The organism is Aquabacterium sp. (assembly GCF_049317225.1).
Lineage (GTDB): Bacteria > Pseudomonadota > Gammaproteobacteria > Burkholderiales > Burkholderiaceae_C > Aquabacterium.
Map to the genome: position 1 here is coordinate 229,844 of NZ_JBMOIR010000003.1, position 20,407 is coordinate 250,250.

Consider the following 20,407-nt stretch of genomic DNA (forward strand, 5'->3'; position numbering starts at 1 on the left):
AACCACCATGAGCCAATCTCTGAGCCGCAATCTGAGCCCCGAAGAAGTCGAAAGCTTCGGCGCCGAGATCGACGCCCTGCGTGCCCGTGTGGTCGCCGATCTGGGCGAACGCGATGCACGCTACATCCGCAACGTCTACAAGGCTGTGCGCTACACCGAAGCGATCGGCCGACTGATGCTGATGGTCGCGTGGTTTCTGCCGGAAGGCTGGGTGTTCCCGGTCGCCGCGATCGGGGCCTTCACCCTGGGTCTGTCGAAGATCATCGACAACATGGAACTGGGCCACAACGTGATCCATGGTCAGTTCGACTGGATGGGCGACCCCTACCTCAACGGCAAACGCTTTGAGTGGGACATTGCCGGCACGTCGGACAACTGGCGCAAGACTCACAACTTCCGCCACCACACGTACACCAACATCCACGGCATGGACGAGGATTTGGGCTACGGCGTGCTGCGACTGTTCCCTGAACAAAAGTGGCACCCTGCCCGCTTGGGTCAACCCATCTACGCCATCATCTTTGCGCTGCTGTTCCAGTGGGGCGTGGCCATTCAGGACCTGCGCCTGGGTCGCTGGTTCCAAGGTCGTGTCAGCAACAAGCAGATGTACAAGCTGGCCCACCCCACCCTGGTCAAGGTGCGCGGCCTGATGATCCGCGACTACCTGATCTGGCCGCTGTTGGCGGGCCCCGGTTTCTTTGTGGTGCTGGCGGGCAACGCCTTCGCCAACGTGATGCGCAGTCTGTGGACTTACACCGTGATCTTCTGCGGTCACTTCACCACCGACGTGGAAACCTTCCCCAAGAGCGTGTTGAAGAACGACAACCGCGCGGCCTGGTATGTGCGCCAGGTGCGTGGCTCGTCCAACTTGACCGGCGGCTTCCTGACGCATTTCATGACGGGCAACCTCAGTCACCAGATTGAGCACCACCTCTTCCCCGACATTCCCGCCAACCGCTACGTCGAGATGGCGCCAGAGGTGCGCGACATCTGTCAACGCTATGGCCAGCACTACAACACGGGTTCCATGTTCAAACAATTTGGTCAGGTGATCTGGCGCATCGTGCGTCACTCGTTCCCGAGTTCACCGGCCCGCCCCATGAAGGCTCGCATGGCCAAGTAACACTGGTCCTGCTTTTCAACCGCACCCGGTCACAAGCTGGGTGCGGTTTTTTTATGCGTGAAACACTGCGCAGGGTACGGCAGTCTGACAAACGGCCAAGGCAATCGGCCAGGCATGCACGTCGCACGCAACGGCAACTTGCCGCAAAAACGTCAGCTTGGCCTCACCGGTGAGGTGAAGCATCAGCTGTCGCGTGTCCAGCAAGGTGCGTGCGTTGAGGCTCACGCGGGGCACAGGCACATTGGGGGTCTGCGGCGCCGACACCGCCACACACCGCCCCGACACCTCGGGCGCCAAGGCCTCATCCAGTTCTGACGCATGCGGAAACAGGGAGGCCGTGTGGCCGTCTGCCCCCATGCCCAGGATCACCACATCAGCAGGCCACGGCAAGCGCGCCAGCTCTGCCTCCAAGGCAGGCAGTCCCTGTGCCGGATGCGACGCCCCGTTGAACAAAGGAACGAACCGTGCCTCGGCCGCCGCGCCCTGCAGCAAATGGGCACGCACCAGGCGGGCGTTGCTGTCAGGATGGGTGTCGGGCAGCCAGCGATCATCCGCCAGGGTGACCACCACCTGAGACCACGGCAGCGCACAGACCGACAGTGCCTCGAAAAACGGCACTGGCGTACTGCCGCCCGACACCACCAGCAGGGCGTGGCCGCGCCGCGCCACAGCTTGACGCAACTGGTCTGCCACGGCCTGCGCCAGTTGCTGCGCCAACGTGGTCGCATCGGGCGCGGTGTGCAGCCCTTGCAACAAGCCATCTGGCATCACGGTGGGGGAAGACAGTGCGCGCATCGTCCCATCATAATGAGCCATGCCTTTGACTGCACAGCCTCCCTCGCTTCATGACACGGTGCGCAAGGTCACGGACCGCATTCGCGCGCGCAGTGCGAACACCCGTCAGGCCTATTTGCAGCGCATCCACGCTGCGACAAGCCAAACGGTGCAGCGTGCGGTTCTGGGCTGCACGAACCTGGCGCACGCCTATGCCGCCGCACCGTCTGGCGACAAGATCTGGTTGCGCGAACAGCGCGCGCCGCACATTGGCATCGTCTCGGCTTACAACGACATGCTGTCGGCCCACCAGCCCTTGCATGCCTACCCTGAATGGATCAAGGCCAGTGCGCGCACCGCCGGTGGCACTGCGCAATTCGCCGGGGGCGTGCCCGCCATGTGCGACGGGGTGACGCAGGGGCAGCCGGGCATGGAGCTGTCGCTGTTCTCGCGCGACGTGATCGCCATGAGCACAGCTGTCGCGCTGTCACACAACGTGTTTGACGCCGCACTGTGTCTGGGTGTGTGCGACAAGATCGTGCCGGGACTGTTGATCGGGGCCTTGTCCTTCGGGCACCTGCCCACCATCTTTGTGCCTGCGGGCCCCATGGGGTCAGGCCTGAGCAACGACGATAAAGCACGTGTCCGACAGCGCTACGCGGCAGGCGAGATCGGCGCTGGTGCCTTGCTGGAAGCCGAAGAACAGGCCTATCACGGCGCAGGCACCTGCACCTTCTACGGCACGGCCAATAGCAACCAGATGCTCATGGAAATCATGGGGCTGCATTTGCCGGGCAGCGCCTTTGTGCCACCGAACACGCCCTTGCGTGAGGCCTTGACCCGCGAGGCCGCCCGCCGCGTGCTCGCACTCACTCACGGCCAAGCGCACTACACCCCCGTCGGGCATGTGATCGACGAGCGAGCCATCGTCAACGGCATCGTGGGCTTGCTGGCCACTGGCGGCTCCACCAACCACACCCTGCACCTTGTGGCCATGGCACGCGCCGCGGGCATCATCATCAACTGGGATGACTTTGATGCCTTGTCGACCGTGGTGCCCTTGCTGGCCAAGGTCTATCCCAACGGCAGTGCCGATGTGAACGCGTTTCACGCCGCGGGGGGCATGGGCTTCCTCATTCGCGAGTTGCTGCAAGCCGGACTGGTGCACGGCGACGTGCAGACTGTGGCGGGCCCTCAGGGCTTGTGGCACTACACCCAGCGCCCGGTCTTGCGTGATGGCACCCTGGTCTGGGAAGACCCACCCGAACGCAGTGGCGACCCGGCCGTGCTGACCACCACGGCCTCGCCGTTTTCGCCAGACGGCGGACTGAAGGTCCTGCATGGCAATCTCGGGCGCGCCGTGATCAAGGTGTCGGCGGTCAAACCCGCACACCGCGTGGTCGAAGCGCCTGCCCTGATCTTCAACGATCAGCACGAACTACAAGCCGCATATCAACGGGGCGAGTTGCAGCGTGACTTTGTGGCCGTGGTGCGCTTTCAAGGTCCCCAAGCCAATGGCATGCCAGAGCTGCATGCCCTCACCCCGGCCCTGACCAATCTGCAAGACCAAGGCTTCAAGGTGGCGCTGGTGACCGATGGCCGCATGTCCGGCGCATCAGGCAAAGTGCCTTCAGCCATCCACATCACCCCGGAAGTGTGTGCCGGTGGGCCACTGGGTAAGGTACGTGAAGGAGACCTGATCCGGCTGGATGCGCAACAGGGCACCTTGCAAGCCCTGGTGCCTGCCGCCGAATGGGACGCACGCCAGGTGGATACCGCAGATCTGAGCACCAACACCGTGGGCATGGGCCGTGAGTTATTCGGTGGCCTGCGGCACATGGTGAGTGGTGCTGAGCAAGGCGCCGTGAGTTTTGGATGGACACCGCTGGAGTGACGATGACGCGTCCTTTACTGAGCCTGGAACAGGCCATGACCTTGGGCCCGGTGATCCCGGTGCTCGTGATTGACCGGGTGGACGACGCCGTGCCACTGGCACGCGCGCTGCTGGCGGGGGGGGTGAACACACTGGAAGTCACCCTACGGACCCCCGTGGCCATAGACGTGATCCGCGTGCTGGCCGCCGAAGTGCCGCAGGCGGTGATCCTTGCCGGCACGATCACCACGCCCGAGCAATGGGAAGCCGCCCGTCACGCCGGGGCACATTTCGGCGTATCCCCAGGGCTCACGCCACGGCTGCTGAGCGCACTGCGCAGCGGAGGCCCCATGCCCTTGTTGCCGGGCGTGGCCACCGCATCGGAATTGATGACGGCCATGGATGCCGACTTGCGCTGCTTCAAGTTTTTCCCTGCGCAGCAAGCCGGCGGTGTGGGCATGCTCAAGGCCTTCCACAGCCCCTTCCCTGACGCGCTGTTTTGCCCCACCGGCGGCATCTCGCCCGACAACGCCCGCACCTACCTCGACCTGCCGAATGTGGCCTGTGTCGGCGGTTCGTGGCTGGCCCCCTCTGCCGCGATCAAAGCGGGGCGATGGGACCACATCACGGCGCTGGCGCGGGCGGCGTCCACCTTGATGCAGCCCGTGCAATGCTGAGACTGCTGCACCGCACCAAAATACCCCTCATTCGGGCGATAATCTGACAATTGCACCCGCCAGATCCTGACGGGTTTTTTCACTCTCCTTGAAGGAAACAACATGACTCGTGAAGTCGTCTTCGTGGGCGCAGCCCGTACCGCCATCGGCGCATTCGGTGGCGCGCTCAAGGACGTGCCACCCGCTGACCTGGGTGCGCTGGTGATCAAGACCGCGCTGGAACGCGCTGGCGTGCAGCCCAAGGACGTGGGTCACGTCGTGGTGGGTCATGTGATCCCCTCCGTCCCACAAGACGCTTACATCAGCCGCGTGGCCGCCCTGAACGCCGGCGTGCCTCAAGAGGCGCCCGCTTTCAACGTGAACCGTCTGTGCGGTTCGGGCTTGCAAGCCATCGTGTCGGCCGCTCAATCCATTCAACTGGGTGACTGCGAAGTGGCCGTCGGTGCCGGTACCGAGTCGATGAGCCGTGGCGCTTATCTGGTCACCAGCAACCGCTGGGGCGCTCGCATGGGCGACGTGAAGATGCTGGACTACATGCTGGGCGCCCTGCATGACCCACGCATGCACATCCACATGGGCATCACCGCCGAAAACGTTGCTGCACGCTACGACATCACCCGTGAACAGCAAGACGCTTACGCCGTGCAGTCGCAACAGCGCGCCGCAAAGGCGATTGCCGCTGGCTACTTCAAAGAACAGATCGTTCCAGTCGAGATCAAGACCCGCAAGGGCGTGGTGCTGTTCGACACCGATGAAGGCGTGAAGGCCGACACCAATGTCGAAGCCCTGGCCAAGATGAAGCCCGCTTTCAAGAAGGAAGAAGGCACCGTGACCGCCGGCAACGCCTCGACCCTGAACGACGGCGCTGGTGCCGTGGTGATGGCGTCGGCCGAAAAGGCCAAGGAACTGGGTCTGAAGCCACTGGCTCGCCTGGTGTCCTACGGCCACGCTGGCGTCGAGCCTGAGTACATGGGCATTGGCCCGGTGCCTGCTTCGCGCAACGCGCTGGCCAAGGCTGGCCTGACCGTCGCCGACATGGACGTGATCGAAGCCAACGAAGCCTTCGCCGCACAAGCCTGCGCCGTGGCCAAGGAACTGGGCCTGGACAACGAGAAGGTCAACCCCAACGGTTCGGGCATTTCGCTGGGTCACCCCGTGGGTGGCACGGGCGCCATCCTGGTGACCAAGGCCATCTACGAACTGCAGCGCACCGGCGGCCGTTACGCCCTGATCACGATGTGTATCGGTGGCGGCCAAGGCATCGCCCTGGTGATCGAGCGCGTCTGATCTCCGGTCTGATCGCTCCCTGACAAAGAGGCTCCTTCGGGAGCCTCTTTTCATTGGGGATCAGAACATGCGGCCTCAATGCGCCGGCTCGATCTGGGTCACCACATACGCCCCCTTGATCTGCGCCGCCTGGAAGCGAATGTGATCACCCACTTTCAGCCCCTTGAGCCAGGCGGGCTGTGCCACCTTGTAGACCATGGTCATCGGTGGCATGTCGATGCTGGCAATGGGCCCATGACGCAGCGTGAGCTTGCCTTGCGCCAGGTCGATCTTGCGGACTTCGCCATCGGCCAGTTCGTGTGCCGCATGGTCGTGCGTCGCCTCGCCGCCGTGGTCGTGAGGGGCCTCGGCCGTTTGGGCGTGCGCCAGTGTGGCGCAGGTTGCCAGCACGAAGGTCCACAACAGGTGTTGAATCATGATGGGCTCCCGATGTCAGTGGCCGGCATGGTCGGCGTGACCTTGGGGTTTGCGAACGTTCAGCGTGTCCGACGATGCGGGGACGGAAGGGGCACGCACAGGCGCTGGAGTGTCGACGTGCACCTCACGCGCCAGCGTGCCGGGCGGATGGGCGTAGTCGCCGGGGTCGCGGTAGTCACCCTTGCGAAGGTGGTCTCGCACCTTGATCACGCTGAACATGCCGCCCATGCCAATGGCACCGAACGGCCCCTGCCCCGTCATCATCGGCAGGGTGTTGTCAGGCAAGGGCATCTCCATCTCGGCCATCTCGTGCATGCCGTGCTGCCCCATGGCCATGTAGTCGGGGATGAGACGGGTGATCTTGCGGGCCACATCACGCTGGTCCACCCCGATCATGCTGGGCACGCCATGTCCCATGGCATTCATGGTGTGGTGCGACTTGTGGCAGTGCAGCGACCAGTCGCCCGCCACTGCATCAAACTCGATGGCACGCATTTGGCCCACACCAATGTCGGTGGTGACTTCGGGCCAGCGTGCAGTGGGGGGGACCCAGCCACCATCGGTGCCGGTCACTTCAAAGTGCGGGCCATGCATGTGAATGGGGTGGTTGGTCATGGTGAGGTTGCCCACACGGATGCGCACCCGGTCTCCGGTGCGGGCCACCAGGGGATCGATGCCGGGAAAGGCTCGGCTGTTCCAGGTCCACAGATTGAAGTCGAGCATGGTATTGACGCGCGGGGTCATGGCACCGGGGTCAATGTCGTAGGCATTGAGCAAAAAGCCGAAGTCCCGATCGACTTTGTGCTGTGCCGGGTTCTTGGGGTGCACGATGAACATGCCCATCAGCCCCATCGCCATCTGCACCATCTCGTCGGCATGTGGGTGGTACATGAAGGTGCCCGAGCGCTGCAGCACGAACTCGTAGACCCAGGTCTTGCCGGGCCCGATGGGGGGCTGGGTCAGGCCGGCCACACCATCCATGCCCGAGGGCAACAGCACGCCGTGCCAGTGCACGGTGGTGGGTTCGGGCAAGCGGTTGGTGACGTAAATGCGCACACGGTCGCCTTCTACCGCCTGGATGGTGGGGCCGGGGCTTTGTCCGTTGTAGCCCCATAGCCGGGCCGTCATGCCCGGTGCGATCTCACGCACCACGGGCTCGGCCACCAGATGGAACTCCTTGACGCCATCCTTCATGCGCCAGGGCAGCGACCAGCCGTTGAGGGTGACCATGGGTTGAAACGGTCGCCCGTTGGGCGGCGGGGGTGGCTCCTCGGTCAGGGGTGAGGGTTGCGATACCAGTTCAGGTAGGGATACCGCACTGACGCGGCTGACCGTGGCTGCGCCCAGCAGGGAGGCACCCGCAGTCTTGAAAAAACCTCGACGGTTGCTCATGGTGATCTCCTCAGTGCGTGGCGGTGGATGGGGTGGCCGTGGTGGAGGCCTCACCCAGTCCGGTCAGGGTGCCCCCTCGGCCATAGACCGCGGTTTGCAGTTGTGACTCGGCCAGCCAGAACTGGCGCAAGGCCTGCACCGCCCCCGTGACGCTGCGCACCTGCTCGCGGGCATCGGCCAGCAACTCGAAGACGCTGTTGAACATGCCGTTGTAGCGAAGGAGCATTTCGTCCGAGATGCGCTGCCGCAAGGGCACCACCTCGTCCTGGTAATGCCGGGCTTGCGCGTAAGCGGCCCGGTAGGCCGAGTGCGCCTCGCGGACTTCAGACTGCGCCTGAATGGCCACCTGCGCGGCCTGATGCACAGACTGCATGTACAGTGCTTCGGCACGGGCCACTCGGGCCTCGCCAAAGTCGAACAGCGGCAACTCCAACTCCACTTCGTAGCCTTGGCTCAGGCTGGCGCCCGTGGTGCTGGCGTTCTGGTAGCCCGCATGCAGCACATTGATCAGGCGCGTACGGCGTGTCAGCCCCAGATCAGCGGCCGTGGCCTCGGCGGCGCGTTTGGCCATCAATACATCCAGGCGTTGATCCAGCGCCTGTTGCTCGGCGTGCTGAGCCGGCGCGACGTGCGCGGGCAAATCCGGCAAGCGAGCCGGCAGCTGAAATGCGGTTTGCGCGGCATCCAGCGCCAGCACCCGAATGAGTTGCTCGCGCGACGCCGTCACCTCATGCTGAGCCCGTGTCACTTGCAACCGCGCATCCGCAGCAAACGCCTGTTCACGCATCTGGTCGAGCTTGTTGAAGTGCCCCGCAGCCAGCATGCGCTGCGCCAGTTCGGCTGCAGCATCGGCCGCGTCCTGCACTTGCAGGGCATACGCCCACAGTTGCTGCGCGGCGACCGCATCCATGTAGGCACGTCGTGCCTCGTGCGCCATATCAACCGTGTCGGCGGCCAACTGCAACTGGCCTCTTTCGAGCGTGCGCGCGGCAGCCTGCTCATTCAATGGCACGGTCAGCAAGCCCAGCACATTGAACATCAGGCCGCGGTCGATCTCGGTTTCGCCATCCCCCCTGCGCTGACCAAAACTGAAGGTGGGATTGGCCAAGCGCCCGGCTCGAACCCGATCCGCCTCGGCCACGCCCAATGCGGCATAACGGGCCTGCAGTTGCCGACTGTTCAACAAGGCGATTTCAACAGCACTGTCCGGCGACAGGGGTTGCTGCAGCAACTCGGCGACGCGCGCCTGACTGACTTTTCGGTCAACCTCTGTACGCGGCGGTGTCGCGGCGGTGCCCAGTCTCGCCTGGGTCAATTGACGGACGGGCCCAGTCCCGCCATCGTCAGACAGGCTGGCACAGCCTGCAAGGGTCAGCACAGCCAAGCTCAGAAAGAGCGGCCTTGCGGACATCCACAAAGATGTTTGCATGATGAAAACTTGTTCAATGGCCCATGTGCAGGTGCACGCACGGCCAGATCCTGCGCGCGGCGCAGGGCCCAAGTCCCTCGGTTGGCGGAGGGAGGTGGCATCAACAAGTTCTGGGGGGGCGATCCGGTCCGTCGGTCAGAAAAGCCAGCGGTGGCGTCGACAAGGGCGGAAACACCGTCTGTGACCGCACACTCAAGGTCGGCACCTGTGTGGCCACCGATGCAGGACAGGCCACGCAGCACGCCCCGGACATGGCATGGCAACCACCGTGCCCGGCATGCTGGCACGCGTACCGTGACGAGGAAACCATGCTGGGCACCGCTGCGGACTCATGCATGGCCAACGCCGTGCTGGATGCAACAGTGTGCGCCACCACATGTGTCGCAACCGCCCCTGTCTCATGGCAATGCTTGGCCCATGCGCTACCGACCGGCAGCAACATCGCCAACAGCAAAGTCAGAACAAAGCGGACAACCGTCATGGCACACATGGCAGGCAAGTGAGCCATCAGTGTAGCGCGCGACGCTCAGCGTTGGGGCGCCAGGCCACCAAAGGTCGTGGTGGTGGCCCAGTCCAGGATCTGGTCGTCGGTGTATTGCCCTGACGCCTTGAGCATGGCCACCACTGGATCGCACGCCCGTGCAAAGAGGATGTACATGATCATCTCCAGCGGCAAATCAGGGTTGAGTTGCCCGCTGGTCTGCCCCTGCGTAATCCAGATGCTGATCTTGTTGCTGAGGTCGATCAGACGGTCCATGTAGTCGTCATTGGCCTGCAGCGTGGCCGTCAGCGACGAATTCTGTGACGGCAAGGCCGGCATCTCACCCGCCAGTTGTGCCTGCATGGCCCACCGGGCGATCGCCTTGAGTTGATCCAGCGCCGGCACGTTGACTTGCGCACGCAGGTCATCCACAAAAGCCAGCGCCCGATCCAGTGCCCGCACCATGGCTGCTGCCGCCAGGTCTTCTTTCGACGCGAAGTGCTTGTATACGCTGGCCTTTGCCATGCCCGCCTCGGCGGCGACTTCATCGACCGTCATGGCGTCGTAGCCCTTGGTGGCCAACAAGCGATTGACAGCCTCAACGATGGCCTCCTCGCGGAAGCGCTGCATTTGTTCTTTGTAAGAAGGACGCGCCATGCACGGCATTGTAGGCGGCCTCGCCCACAAAAAATACCCATTCGTGCACAGTGGATACCAATTGGTTATTATTTGAACTAACGAGTTCAAACAAAGAACCAAAAAGTTCAAAGGACCCACCATGTCGCGTATTGCTGTCATCGGATCAGGCATCAGCGGGCTGAGTGCCGCCTGGCACCTCACTCAGGCAGACCACGCTCACCAAATCACCGTGTTCGAAGCCGGCTCGCATTTCGGGGGGCATGCCAACACGGTGGACGTGACACTGGACGGTGTCACGCACGGTGTCGACACCGGCTTTCTGGTCTACAACGAGCGAACCTACCCGGGCCTGATTCAGTTGTTCGAGACACTGAATGTGGCCTGCGCCCCGTCGGACATGTCGTTCTCGGTGCAAAGCCCCCGCAAAGGCCGTGCGCAAGATCACCTCGAGTGGAGCGGCAGCTCCCTCAACACCGTTTTTGCGCAGCGCCGCAACCTGCTGAGCCCTCGCTTCTGGTCGATGTTGAAGGACATCGTCCGCTTCAACAGCTTGACCACATCGCTGGCACAACGCGGTGAAGACGTGGCGCTGCGGCAGCCCATCGGCGAATTTCTGGACCAGCATCAGTTCAGCGAAGCCTTCAAAGAAGACTACTTCCTGCCCATGGTGGCCTGCATCTGGTCGTGCCCGACCGAGCAAATGCTGCGCTTCCCCATGGCCACCATGATTCGGTTCTGCCACAACCATGGCCTGCTGCAAGTGGCCAACCGCCCCCAGTGGTTCACCGTGAAAGGTGGCTCGCGGGAATACGTCCGCAAGGTGCTTCAGCACTTGCCCGACACACGACTGAACACCCCCGTGACGTCGCTGACGCGCCTGTCTGACGAGGTCATCGTGCACACACCCAACGGCAACGAACGCTTCGATGGGGTGGTGCTGGCTTGCCACAGCGACCAAGCCCTGCGCTTGTTGGGTCATCAGGCCAGCCCGCAAGAGTCCCGCCTTCTGGGCGCGATTCGTTACCAGCCGAACCGTGCCGTCCTGCACACCGACGAAACACTGCTGCCCAAGCGTCGCATGGCCTGGGCGGCCTGGAACTACGAGCGGGCGGTGAATTCAGGCAGCCACGATGCCCCCGTTTGCCTGCACTACCTCATCAATCGCCTGCAGCCCCTGCCTTGGCAGCGCTCGGTGATCGTGTCGCTCAACCCCCTGCGTGAACCCCGCACCGATCAGGTCATTCAGACCATCGAGTACGACCACCCTGTCTTCGATCAGGCCGCCATCGATGCGCAGCGCACGCTGCACACCATTCAAGGGCTGCAGCGCACCTGGTATGCCGGCGCCTGGTGTGGTTACGGCTTCCACGAAGACGGCTTCCAGGCCGGCCTGCGCGCAGCACAAGACCTGAACGCCACCCTGCAGGCAGCGGTTCGCCAAGCCGCCTGAGTCCGCTCTGGATGCCAACCATGGACGACACCGCCATCCCCCCTCCAGACCAAGCTCAAGCCCTGCTGGGCGTGGGGCATGTCTGGCATCAGCGCCTGCGTCCGGCTCGGCACGCGTTTCGCCACAGCAGCTATTTCGTGCTTCTGCCCATGAGGGCGGGTCGCGACCACGGTTGGCCGATCCCTCGCAAAAAGTGGGGGTTGATGTCCTTTTGGGACCAGGACCATGGCCACCGGGAATCTGACGCCTTGCGCTGGATCGAACAGTTGCTGCATCACGAAGGCATCGACGATGCCGATGGCGAAATCTGGCTGCTGACCTATCCACGCGTGCTGGGCCACACCTTCAAGCCAGTGAGCTTCTGGATCGCTGAGCGCCGCGATGGCAGCCTGGCCGCCGTGGTGGCCGAAGTCAACAACACCTTCGGTGAGCGGCATTGCTATCTTCTGACCGGCCCGGACCTCGCATGGGGTCGTCCCATTCAAGCCAACAAGGTGTTTCACGTCTCGCCGTTCAACTCGGTCGAAGGCCACTACACCTTTTGCTTCACCCGAACACCTCAGCGCATTCATGCCCGCATTGATTTGCACGATGCCGGCGGCCCGCTGGTGCAAACCAGCATCGGCGGTGCGCTGCAGCCCTACACACGCGCCGCAGCGTGGCGCACGTCACTGACACATCCCTTCATGACCCTGGGCGTGGTGGTGCGCATTCACTGGCACGCCCTGCAACTGTTGCTCAAGCGGGTCCCCTTCTTTCACAAACCAGATGCGCCCGAGCGCTTCATCACACGATGACCACTGCCATCCACACCGCCACCGTCAAGCCCAGCTTGCCTGCCGATGCGCCTGCTGCGGCTCGCACTGTGTTTCGACTGCTCGATCAGCTCGCCCATGGACGTCTGACCATTCAGTGGCCAGACGGACAAGTCAGCCACTTCCCAACGACCTCGCACGCTGAAGACGCCGAGCCTCGGGGCACGATTCGTCTGCACAACTGGCGGGTGTTTGAACGCACCCTCAAGTCCGGCGACATCGGCTTTGCCGAAAGCTACATCGATGGAGACTGGAGCACCCCCCATCTGACCGACTTGCTGTCGTTGTTCATCATGAACCGTGAGCATCTGGAGCAAGTCGTCTATGGCTCGTGGTGGGGTGCCCTCCTCTACCGCATCAAGCACGCCCTGAATCGCAACTCGCGCAAAGGCAGCGCCAAGAACATCCACGCGCACTACGACCTGGGCAACGATTTCTACCGCCTGTGGCTGGACCCCTCGATGAACTATTCGAGCGCATGGTTTGAAGAGCGCCCCCGCGCCGAACGGGCCAGCGCCGACCTGCAGGCCGCACAAGTCGCCAAGATGATGCGCGCACTGACCGAGGCCGGCGTACAGCAAGGCTCCCGCGTGCTGGAGATTGGCTGCGGCTGGGGTGCGATTGCCGAAACAGCTGCCAAGCAGTTTCACGCCCATGTCACAGGAGTGACGCTGTCGCGTGAACAACTGGCTTGGGCACGCACGCGCATGGCGGAGTCCGGCCGCGCCGAGCTGGCCGACTTGCGCTACCAGGACTATCGGGACCTGGCAACGGCACACGAGCACGAACCGTTTGACGCCATCGTCTCCATCGAAATGTTCGAAGCCGTGGGGCAAGCCTACTGGCCCAGCTACTTCGACACCCTCAAACGCTGCTTGAAGCCTGGCGGCAAAGCCTGTGTCCAGACCATCACCATTCGGGATGATCTGTTTGACCGCTACAGCCGGTCGACCGACTTCATTCAGCAGTACATCTTTCCAGGCGGCATGCTGCCCAGCCCCAGCCGCTTTGAGGCCATGGCGAATCAAGCCGGTCTGATCGTCGAGCGGCGACTGGCCTTTGGCCACGACTATGCAGAGACCCTGCGTCGCTGGCGCGATGCGTTCCTGCAGCGTGAAAACGATGTCGCCCGACTGGGCTTCGACACACGCTTTGTTCGCATCTGGACCTTCTATCTCGCTTACTGCGAAGCAGCCTTCGAACACGGCAACACCGATGTCATGCAGTTCACACTGCGCCGATCTGACTGAACAGGGAGTGCACACACCATGCATCACTCGCGCCCGCCCCTTTCTCGCCGCCAAGCCATCGGCACATTGGCGGCCATCACACTCACCAACACCCATGCCATGACTGTGACCACCACCAGCGCACCGCCAGAAACCAGCACCGTGCTCCCCAAGAGTCAACTGCTGGGCCGCGCCACGCTGCGCTTCTTTGGACTTCAGGTGTATGAAGCCAGACTCTGGACGGCCAGCAGTTTCGACCCCAATCGCTACGAGCAGTCGCCCTTCGCGCTGGAACTGGCGTACGCACGCAAGCTGGATGGGCCCGCCATCGCTGAGCGCTCCATTGCGGAAATGCGCCGGGTGGGCGATTTCAGCGATGCACAAGCCCGTCAATGGCAAGCCCTGATGAACCAGGCCTTCCCCAGCGTGGTAGCCAACGACCGACTCACCGGCGTCCATGACGGCAAAGGCGGCGTGCGCTTTTATTTCAATGGCAAAGAGACGGCAGCCATTCAAGACAAGGACTATGCACGCCTGTTCTTTGGCATCTGGTTGTCACCCAAGACGTCTGCCCCTGGTTTGCGCTTGAGCCTGCTCGGCTTGCAGGACTGACATCATGCGTACGTGGCACTACGGACTGCTGGGGGCCCCACTGGCCTTTCTGTCCTTGCCGCTTTATGTGGCCCTGCCACGCTATTACGCAGAGCATTACGCACTGGCTCTAAGTTCACTGGGCTTGCTCTTGCTGCTCACCCGGCTGCTGGATGCTTCACTCGACCCCTTCATCGGCCGCTGGGTTGATCGCCTGTTTGCCCACTCCACACTACGGGCCTGGCACGTCGCCGTGGTCGGCGCCATCACCGTGGGGATCGGATTTGCCGCGCTGTGGATGCCGTGGCAGATGGGCCCCACGGCGTTGTGGCTCTGGCTGGCAGGCATGCTGGTGTGCACGTACATCGGCTTCAGCGTCGTGTCCATGGTTCACATGACCTGGGCTGCACGCTGGGGTGGCAGCCCTCAAGCGCAAGCAGCATGGGTCTCTGCCCGTGAAGGTTCGGCATTGCTGGGCGTGATTGCAGCCAGCCTGCTTCCACTGTGGCTGGGCTACACCGTACTCAGCATCACCCTGATCGTTCTGCTGTGCATCGGCTTGTTGTGCCTGAAACGCACCGCGCACGTGGCAGCAGCAGCGCCCATCGTCAATCACAGCCTACCCGCCGGCCCGCCATTGCCCAAGCCATGGCAACTGCCTGCATTCAATGCCCTGCTCGTGGTCTTTCTGTTCAACGGCACGGCCAGTGCCATCCCGGCCACGCTGCTGCCCTTCTTCGTGCGTGACACCCTGAACGCCCCCACCTGGGAGCCAGCCTTCCTGCTGATCTACTTTGTGGCGGCGGGCTTGGGGATGCCCCTTTGGCTGCGACTGATTGGGCGCTGGGGCCTGGCCCGTGTCTGGATGCTCGGCATGGCGACCAGCGTGCTGGCCTTCTGCGCGGTGCCTTGGCTGCGCACCGGTGACACCACCGCATTTGCCATCGTGTGCGCACTCACCGGGTTGGCGCTGGGTGCTGATCTGGCCGTGCCGGGCGCGTTGCTGACCCACCTCATTCACCGCTCTGGCCTGGGTCAACAGGCTGAAGGCAGCTTCTTTGGCTGGTGGACCAGTGCCAACAAGCTGAATCTGGCACTGGCATCCGGTCTTGCATTGCCACTGCTCGAGTGGAGCGGCTACGTCACGGCGCGTCGATCCGACACCGACCAACTCGCGCTGGCCTTGAGCTATGGGCTCTTGCCCTGCCTGTTCAAACTCGTGGCGCTGGCCTTGCTGTGGGCCGGGGCGCGACGTCACCCTGTACTGAAAGGACTGTCATGATTCGACTGCCAATTGCCCTGAAGCCCTACCTGCATGCTTGGCTGATGGTGTTCGCCTTGCTCGGGCTCACTGGCTGCGCGGGCCCCAAGGTGCAGGACTACGCCAGCGAGACGCCCACCCTCGACCTGCGCACTTACTTCAACGGCCCCGTCCGCGCGCAAGGCATCTTCACCGATCGCCAAGGCAAGGTGGTCAAGCGCTTTGTGGTGGACATCCAGTGCCAATGGAACGGCACGCAAGGCACGCTGGACGAGCGATTCACCTACAGCGATGGCAGTACACAACGCCGCATCTGGCGACTGACCGACCTCGGCGGTGGCCGCTACGAGGGCCGAGCCGACGACGTGGTGGGGACGGCGCAGGGGCAGAGTGCGGGCAACGCCTTGCAGTGGTCTTACACCCTGGCACTCCCGGTTGACGATCGCGTCTGGCACGTCAACTTCGAGGACTGGATGTACCTCATCGACGAACGCACGATGCTGAACAAGGCCATCATGAGCAAGTTCGGCATCCAGCTCGGTGAGGTCACGCTGTCGTTCACCAAGCTCTGAGGTCTGGAGCCCCATCATGTCCATGAACCCTCGCATCCATCAGTGGCCGGGTCAGGTCGTCTGGCTTATCGGTGCATCCAGTGGCATTGGTGAAGCCACGGCGGCCGCGCTGCACGCGCAAGGCGCCACCGTCTTTGTCTCGGCCAGGTCCGCGACCGCACTGCACGCCTTTGCTGCACAGCACCCTGGCAGCACGGCCCTGCCGCTGGACGTGACCGATGCAGCCGCCATGGCACAAGCTGCTCAAGCCATCGTGCAGGCCGCGGGACGCATGGATCTGGTCATGTACTGCGCAGGCCATTACAAGGCCATGCGCGCCACCAACTTTGACCTGACCGAAGCCCTGCGCCATCAGGAGGTCAACGTCACCGGCGCCTTGAACATGCTCTCGGTGGTCCTGCCCATCTTGCAGCGCCAGGGCCACGGTCACATCAGCCTGGTCGCCAGCGTGGCCGGATACCGAGGCCTGCCCCAGTCCATGGCCTACGGCCCCACCAAGGCCGCCCTGCAACATCTGGCCGACACCCTGTACCTCGACTTGCACGACAAGGGCATTGGCGTCTCCATCGTCAACCCAGGCTTTGTGGCCACACCGCTCACCGCGCAGAATCAGTTCAAGATGCCCGCCTTGATCCGCCCAGCGGATGCGGCACAAGCCATCTTGAAGGGTTGGGCGTCTGGCGATCTGGAGATCCACTTCCCCAAACGCTTCACCTGGTGGCTCAAACTGATGCGCCTGCTGCCCGACCGGCTGTACTTCCCGCTTGTTCGCCAATTCACGGGGCTTTGAGCCTCAAGGCCCCATACAGATGACCGATCCCCGCACCGCTCGCATCGCGCAGTTCTACACATCGATCACCCCGGCCAGCCTGGCGCAGATCCCTGACATCTACGCGACCGAGGCTCGTTTCAAAGACCCGTTCAACGATGTGCAAGGGCACCGCGACATCACCCGCGTGTTCGCGCACATGTTCGACACCGTCGCCGAGCCCCGCTTTGAAGTGCTGAGCACACACACCCAAGGCGACGAAGCCTGGCTGACCTGGAACTTCCGTCTCCAGCGCGCCAATGCACCGCTCGTGATCCACGGCGCCACCCGCATCCTGTTTGACGCACAAGGCCGCGTGTCCTTGCACCGCGACTACTGGGATCCCGCAGAAGAGCTCTACAGCAAAGTGCCCGTGTTGGGCGCCTTCGTCCGCTGGCTGACTCGGAGACTGTCTGCCACCCGGTAAGGCGTCTCACTTATTGGCACAATCTGGGCTCCGTTTGACAGGCCTTGTTGACCATGCAGTTGATTCAGTGGACCCACACCGCGCGCGAAGGCTTTACTTTGCGCGGCTGGCACACCCCGCCAAGCGGCAAGCCCTTGCTGCACTTCATGCACGGTAATGGCTTTTGCGGTCGCACCTACACGCCCATGCTGCAGCACCTGAGCCACGAATTTGACCTGTGGCTGTTTGATGCCCAAGGTCATGGCGACAGCGATCATGGCGGGCCGTTTGTCGGCTGGAACCGCAATGCCGAGCTGGCCATGGAAGCCCTGCATCAGCAAGGCAAGGCCTTTGCCAAGGTCGACCACTACGCGCTGGGACACAGTTTTGGTGGCGTGTTGACCAGTCTGGTCCTGGGGCAGCACGCTCGTCAGTTCAAACGTGCCGTGCTGCTGGACCCCGTGCTGTTTTCGCCGGCCATGATCCTGGGCGTGACCCTTGCAACCCTGACCAACACCGCCCGCTTGTCGCCGCTGGCACGCAGTGCGCGCGCACGTCGACACCACTGGACCAGCCGCGAAGAGGCCTTTGAGCAACTCCGCCACCGGGGCGTCTACAAAACCTGGACGACCGAGGCCCTGCACGCCTTTGTGCAACATGCGCTCAAGCCTGCAGACGATGGCGGGGTGGAGCTCAAATGCCGCCCATCTCGTGAAGCAGAAATCTTCAGCTCGGCGCCAGAGCAGCTTTGGGGACACCTGGGCCGCATCAGCACGCCCACGCACCTGATTCACGGCAACGACACCTTCCCCTTTGTGCTGGAAGGCGCAGCCCGTCTGCGCAAAGTCAATCGCCACGTCAGCACCGAAGAGGTCGTGGGGACGCACTGCTTCATGCAAGAAACCCCGGCAGATACCGCACAACGTGTGCGGCAATTTTTGCTGTCAGCCTAAGGGCTGTGCCACCCGCTGGTGGTGACGTCAATCGCCGGTCGGCTGTCGAATCCACTTGGCCATCAGGTCCACGGTCGATGCTTCCACCCCGATGAAGCCGTGATAGTGCAAAGCCTCGCAAGGGTTGCCTGACGGTTCACTGCCGCCCTCCACCCACTTCAGCTGCCGCACCGGCGCCTGGGTCAAACCGTTCATGATCAAAGGCACATCGGTGGGGTAGCAGATGGCGCACGCATCATGGCGGTGGTGCACCACCAAGGTCGGCACACGCACTTTGGCCAAATCCTGTGCGGGCACCGCGCCCGGGCGTCGCACATTCACGATGCTTGAGGTCAACACCATCCCCGCCACCTGATCCGGAAAGCTGATGGCCGCTGCCGTGGCCGAAATCGTGCCCATGCTGGTACCGATCAGCCAAATCGGGGCATTGCTTCGGGCGCGGACCCACGCGAGCACGGCCGACACATCTTCCATGTGAGACGCGGTGATGCGGTCGCCACTCTGATAGCCCTCTGCCGGCAAATCACTGGCACGCCCAAAGATCGCCACATTCATGCCTTGGGCCAGAAAGCCACGTCCGCTTCGCACCAAAAAATTGTTGCTGCTGGGCCAGCCGTCCACGACTTGACCAAAGCCACCGCCCCCACCCGGAAACAGCACCACCGTTTGAGTGGCCGCCTGCGCAGTCGCCCAGAAAACAGCCGTGGTGACACCAGTGCGCGTAGGGATGCGGGACATGCTGCCTTGCGCCATCACGAGCACGGGCATCAACGCCCACAACAAGCCTAGCCACCCACGCCGCATAACGAGTCTCCTCAGCTCAATGCCTCACGCTGGGTCTCCAGCGGTTCGACCACCATTTTTGGCAACCAACTGACGAGGATCTTGTACGTATCCTTGTCAAACGTTGGGCGTCCCTGCGCCAGCAAGTGGGCCACATCCGCCTCGCAACGGGCCGTGCCCAGATAGCACCACGCATCCAGAATATGCCAGGCTGCGCCTTCTTTCACCGCAACAGGTCCGCCATATGGCCACACCTGCACCTGCCAGTCGGCCAGCACACGCTGCAGACGCTCTGTGTGTGCGCTCAGCGACTCCTCGCCCACACATGCACCACTGCATCGCTTGAGCTGGTAGCCAAAACACGGGCGTCCGGTTTGCACCTTCTCCAAGCCCATGGTGGCCAGGCACAGTTGGGCATCCTCAGCCAATTCACGCAAGGTTTTGAGCGCATCGCGCTGGCTGCCAAACAGGCCATACACCGCGTCTTGCCGCCCCCAATCCAGATCTCGGGCCCATGCCAACTCGGGGCGCAGCCCCTCTTCATCGTGATGACGGAAGGGCAGCAAGCGCCATGTACACAGTTCATCACTGCGGCGCAAACGCCGGTTGTGAATGGGCTGCCAGCGCTTGATCAACTTGGCCTCGGTCAGCAACGCCCCCATTTCACCCGGCGTTTCAATCCAGTCAATGCGACGCACCTGCTGAGACAAGCTCATCTCCTTGGCCAGGCGATGGTCGGCACTGAAGTGAGACAAGATGCGCTGCCGCAAGTTATTGGCCTTGCCGATGTACAGCGGCAAATCGTTGTCGCCGTAAAACAGGTACACGCCATGCTTCTCTGGCAAGTCGTCGAGCAGCGCAGGGTCCAGATGTGTGGGCCAACTGCTGCGCCCGGTCAGCTCGGACACAGCCTGATCCAGCACATCGGCAGCAACGTCACGCTCCAGCATTTGCCAGAACTGCCGCAACACATCGGCATCAGCCAAGGCGCGATGCCGGGCCGGCATGTGCAAATCGTGCCGCTCGATCAAGGCATCCAGGCTGTGCTTGGCATGCTGGGGATACAGCTTGCGCGACAGCTTCACCGTGCACAACACAGGCGCCTTGAAGGTCAGCCCCAAGCGCTTGAATTCGTTTTTCAGAAAGCCGTAATCAAAGCGCGCGTTGTGTGCCACAAACAGGCGCCCATGCAAGCGGGCCATGACCTCTTCGGCCACGGATTCAAACAGCGGCGCGTCGGCCACCATGCTGTCGGTGATACCCGTCAGCCCCTGGATGAAAGACGGGATCGGCGTCTGAGGATTCAGCAGGGTTGACCACTGATGCACCTCGCCATCCTCGTCCACCTCCACCATGCCGATCTCGGTGATCCGATCCACCGTGGCCGTGGCCCCGGTGGTCTCCAGATCCACGAACACCATGGGTTGATTCGCACGTGCCATGCTGT

General features: G+C 62.9%; 21 protein-coding genes. 13 read left to right on the forward strand and 8 right to left on the reverse strand.

Annotation, left to right across the window (positions count from 1 at the left end; genetic code table 11):
• The first annotated feature begins 7 nt into the window (after nt 1-7).
• A complete protein-coding gene (locus ACOYNB_RS04200; protein WP_422837866.1) occupies nt 8-1,123 on the forward strand; it encodes a fatty acid desaturase family protein in 1,116 nt (371 codons plus the stop codon).
• Between the two features lie 51 nt (nt 1,124-1,174).
• On the opposite strand, the gene pgl is transcribed toward ACOYNB_RS04200, so the two are convergent.
• The gene (gene pgl, locus ACOYNB_RS04205) at nt 1,175-1,918 is read right to left on the reverse strand and encodes a 6-phosphogluconolactonase (RefSeq protein WP_422837867.1); all 744 of its coding nucleotides are present in this window, start codon (nt 1,916-1,918) and stop codon (nt 1,175-1,177) included.
• Nucleotides 1,919-1,937: 19 nt separating this feature from the next.
• Between pgl and edd the strand changes: the two genes are divergently transcribed.
• From edd to ACOYNB_RS04220, 3 genes are all read left to right on the forward strand, one after another.
• Nucleotides 1,938-3,791, forward strand: a complete 1,854-nt coding sequence (edd, locus tag ACOYNB_RS04210; protein ID WP_422837868.1) for a phosphogluconate dehydratase — start codon at nt 1,938-1,940, stop codon at nt 3,789-3,791.
• Between the two features lie 2 nt (nt 3,792-3,793).
• Nucleotides 3,794-4,447, forward strand: coding sequence for a bifunctional 4-hydroxy-2-oxoglutarate aldolase/2-dehydro-3-deoxy-phosphogluconate aldolase (locus ACOYNB_RS04215; RefSeq protein ID WP_422837869.1), 654 nt, complete (start codon nt 3,794-3,796; stop codon nt 4,445-4,447).
• 102 nt (nt 4,448-4,549) lie between these two features.
• Complete coding sequence (locus ACOYNB_RS04220) at nt 4,550-5,734, forward strand: acetyl-CoA C-acyltransferase family protein (protein WP_422837870.1); 1,185 nt, start codon at nt 4,550-4,552, stop codon at nt 5,732-5,734.
• Nucleotides 5,735-5,809: 75 nt separating this feature from the next.
• Here ACOYNB_RS04220 and ACOYNB_RS04225 read toward each other — a convergent pair whose 3' ends face one another.
• The 5 genes from ACOYNB_RS04225 to ACOYNB_RS04245 form a co-directional block, all read right to left on the reverse strand.
• A complete protein-coding gene (locus tag ACOYNB_RS04225) occupies nt 5,810-6,151 on the reverse strand; it encodes a copper-binding protein (RefSeq protein ID WP_422837871.1) in 342 nt (113 codons plus the stop codon).
• A gap of 15 nt (nt 6,152-6,166) precedes the next feature.
• On the reverse strand, nt 6,167-7,543 hold the full coding sequence (locus ACOYNB_RS04230; RefSeq protein ID WP_422837872.1) for a multicopper oxidase family protein: 1,377 nt from the start codon (nt 7,541-7,543) through the stop codon (nt 6,167-6,169).
• A 10-nt stretch (nt 7,544-7,553) separates the two neighbouring features.
• The gene (locus tag ACOYNB_RS04235; protein WP_422837873.1) at nt 7,554-8,972 is read right to left on the reverse strand and encodes a TolC family protein; all 1,419 of its coding nucleotides are present in this window, start codon (nt 8,970-8,972) and stop codon (nt 7,554-7,556) included.
• A 100-nt stretch (nt 8,973-9,072) separates the two neighbouring features.
• A complete protein-coding gene (locus ACOYNB_RS04240; protein WP_422837874.1) occupies nt 9,073-9,453 on the reverse strand; it encodes a hypothetical protein in 381 nt (126 codons plus the stop codon).
• 45 nt (nt 9,454-9,498) lie between these two features.
• Nucleotides 9,499-10,119, reverse strand: a complete 621-nt coding sequence (locus ACOYNB_RS04245) for a TetR/AcrR family transcriptional regulator (RefSeq protein ID WP_422837875.1) — start codon at nt 10,117-10,119, stop codon at nt 9,499-9,501.
• Between the two features lie 112 nt (nt 10,120-10,231).
• Here ACOYNB_RS04245 and ACOYNB_RS04250 point away from each other — a divergent pair, with 112 nt between their 5' ends.
• Genes ACOYNB_RS04250 through ACOYNB_RS04290 form a run of 9 tightly spaced genes read left to right on the forward strand, consistent with a single transcriptional unit; the run spans nt 10,232 to nt 18,177 of the window.
• Complete coding sequence (locus tag ACOYNB_RS04250; RefSeq protein WP_422837876.1) at nt 10,232-11,542, forward strand: NAD(P)/FAD-dependent oxidoreductase; 1,311 nt, start codon at nt 10,232-10,234, stop codon at nt 11,540-11,542.
• A 20-nt stretch (nt 11,543-11,562) separates the two neighbouring features.
• Nucleotides 11,563-12,339, forward strand: a complete 777-nt coding sequence (locus ACOYNB_RS04255; protein WP_422837877.1) for a DUF1365 domain-containing protein — start codon at nt 11,563-11,565, stop codon at nt 12,337-12,339.
• Entirely contained in the window at nt 12,336-13,607 is a 1,272-nt protein-coding gene (locus ACOYNB_RS04260; protein WP_422837878.1) for a class I SAM-dependent methyltransferase, read from the forward strand. Before ACOYNB_RS04255 ends, ACOYNB_RS04260 begins: the two co-directional genes overlap by 4 nt.
• 18 nt (nt 13,608-13,625) lie before the next feature.
• Nucleotides 13,626-14,198 (forward strand): chalcone isomerase family protein, encoded by a 573-nt coding sequence (locus ACOYNB_RS04265; RefSeq protein ID WP_422837879.1) that lies wholly within the window; start codon nt 13,626-13,628, stop codon nt 14,196-14,198.
• Nucleotides 14,199-14,202: 4 nt separating this feature from the next.
• Nucleotides 14,203-15,459: an MFS transporter gene (locus tag ACOYNB_RS04270; protein WP_422837880.1), complete on the forward strand. Its 1,257-nt coding sequence runs from the start codon at nt 14,203-14,205 to the stop codon at nt 15,457-15,459.
• Nucleotides 15,460-15,503: 44 nt separating this feature from the next.
• Entirely contained in the window at nt 15,504-16,010 is a 507-nt protein-coding gene (locus tag ACOYNB_RS04275; protein WP_422837910.1) for a DUF3833 domain-containing protein, read from the forward strand.
• Between the two features lie 16 nt (nt 16,011-16,026).
• On the forward strand, nt 16,027-16,800 hold the full coding sequence (locus ACOYNB_RS04280) for an SDR family NAD(P)-dependent oxidoreductase (protein ID WP_422837881.1): 774 nt from the start codon (nt 16,027-16,029) through the stop codon (nt 16,798-16,800).
• Nucleotides 16,801-16,819: 19 nt separating this feature from the next.
• Nucleotides 16,820-17,245: a nuclear transport factor 2 family protein gene (locus ACOYNB_RS04285; protein ID WP_422837882.1), complete on the forward strand. Its 426-nt coding sequence runs from the start codon at nt 16,820-16,822 to the stop codon at nt 17,243-17,245.
• A gap of 53 nt (nt 17,246-17,298) precedes the next feature.
• On the forward strand, nt 17,299-18,177 hold the full coding sequence (locus tag ACOYNB_RS04290) for an alpha/beta fold hydrolase (RefSeq protein ID WP_422837883.1): 879 nt from the start codon (nt 17,299-17,301) through the stop codon (nt 18,175-18,177).
• A 27-nt stretch (nt 18,178-18,204) separates the two neighbouring features.
• Here ACOYNB_RS04290 and ACOYNB_RS04295 read toward each other — a convergent pair whose 3' ends face one another.
• Both ACOYNB_RS04295 and ACOYNB_RS04300 read right to left on the reverse strand, forming a co-directional pair.
• Nucleotides 18,205-18,981: an alpha/beta hydrolase gene (locus ACOYNB_RS04295; protein ID WP_422837884.1), complete on the reverse strand. Its 777-nt coding sequence runs from the start codon at nt 18,979-18,981 to the stop codon at nt 18,205-18,207.
• An 11-nt stretch (nt 18,982-18,992) separates the two neighbouring features.
• Complete coding sequence (locus tag ACOYNB_RS04300; protein ID WP_422837885.1) at nt 18,993-20,402, reverse strand: exonuclease domain-containing protein; 1,410 nt, start codon at nt 20,400-20,402, stop codon at nt 18,993-18,995.
• Between the last annotated feature and the right edge of the window lie 5 nt (nt 20,403-20,407).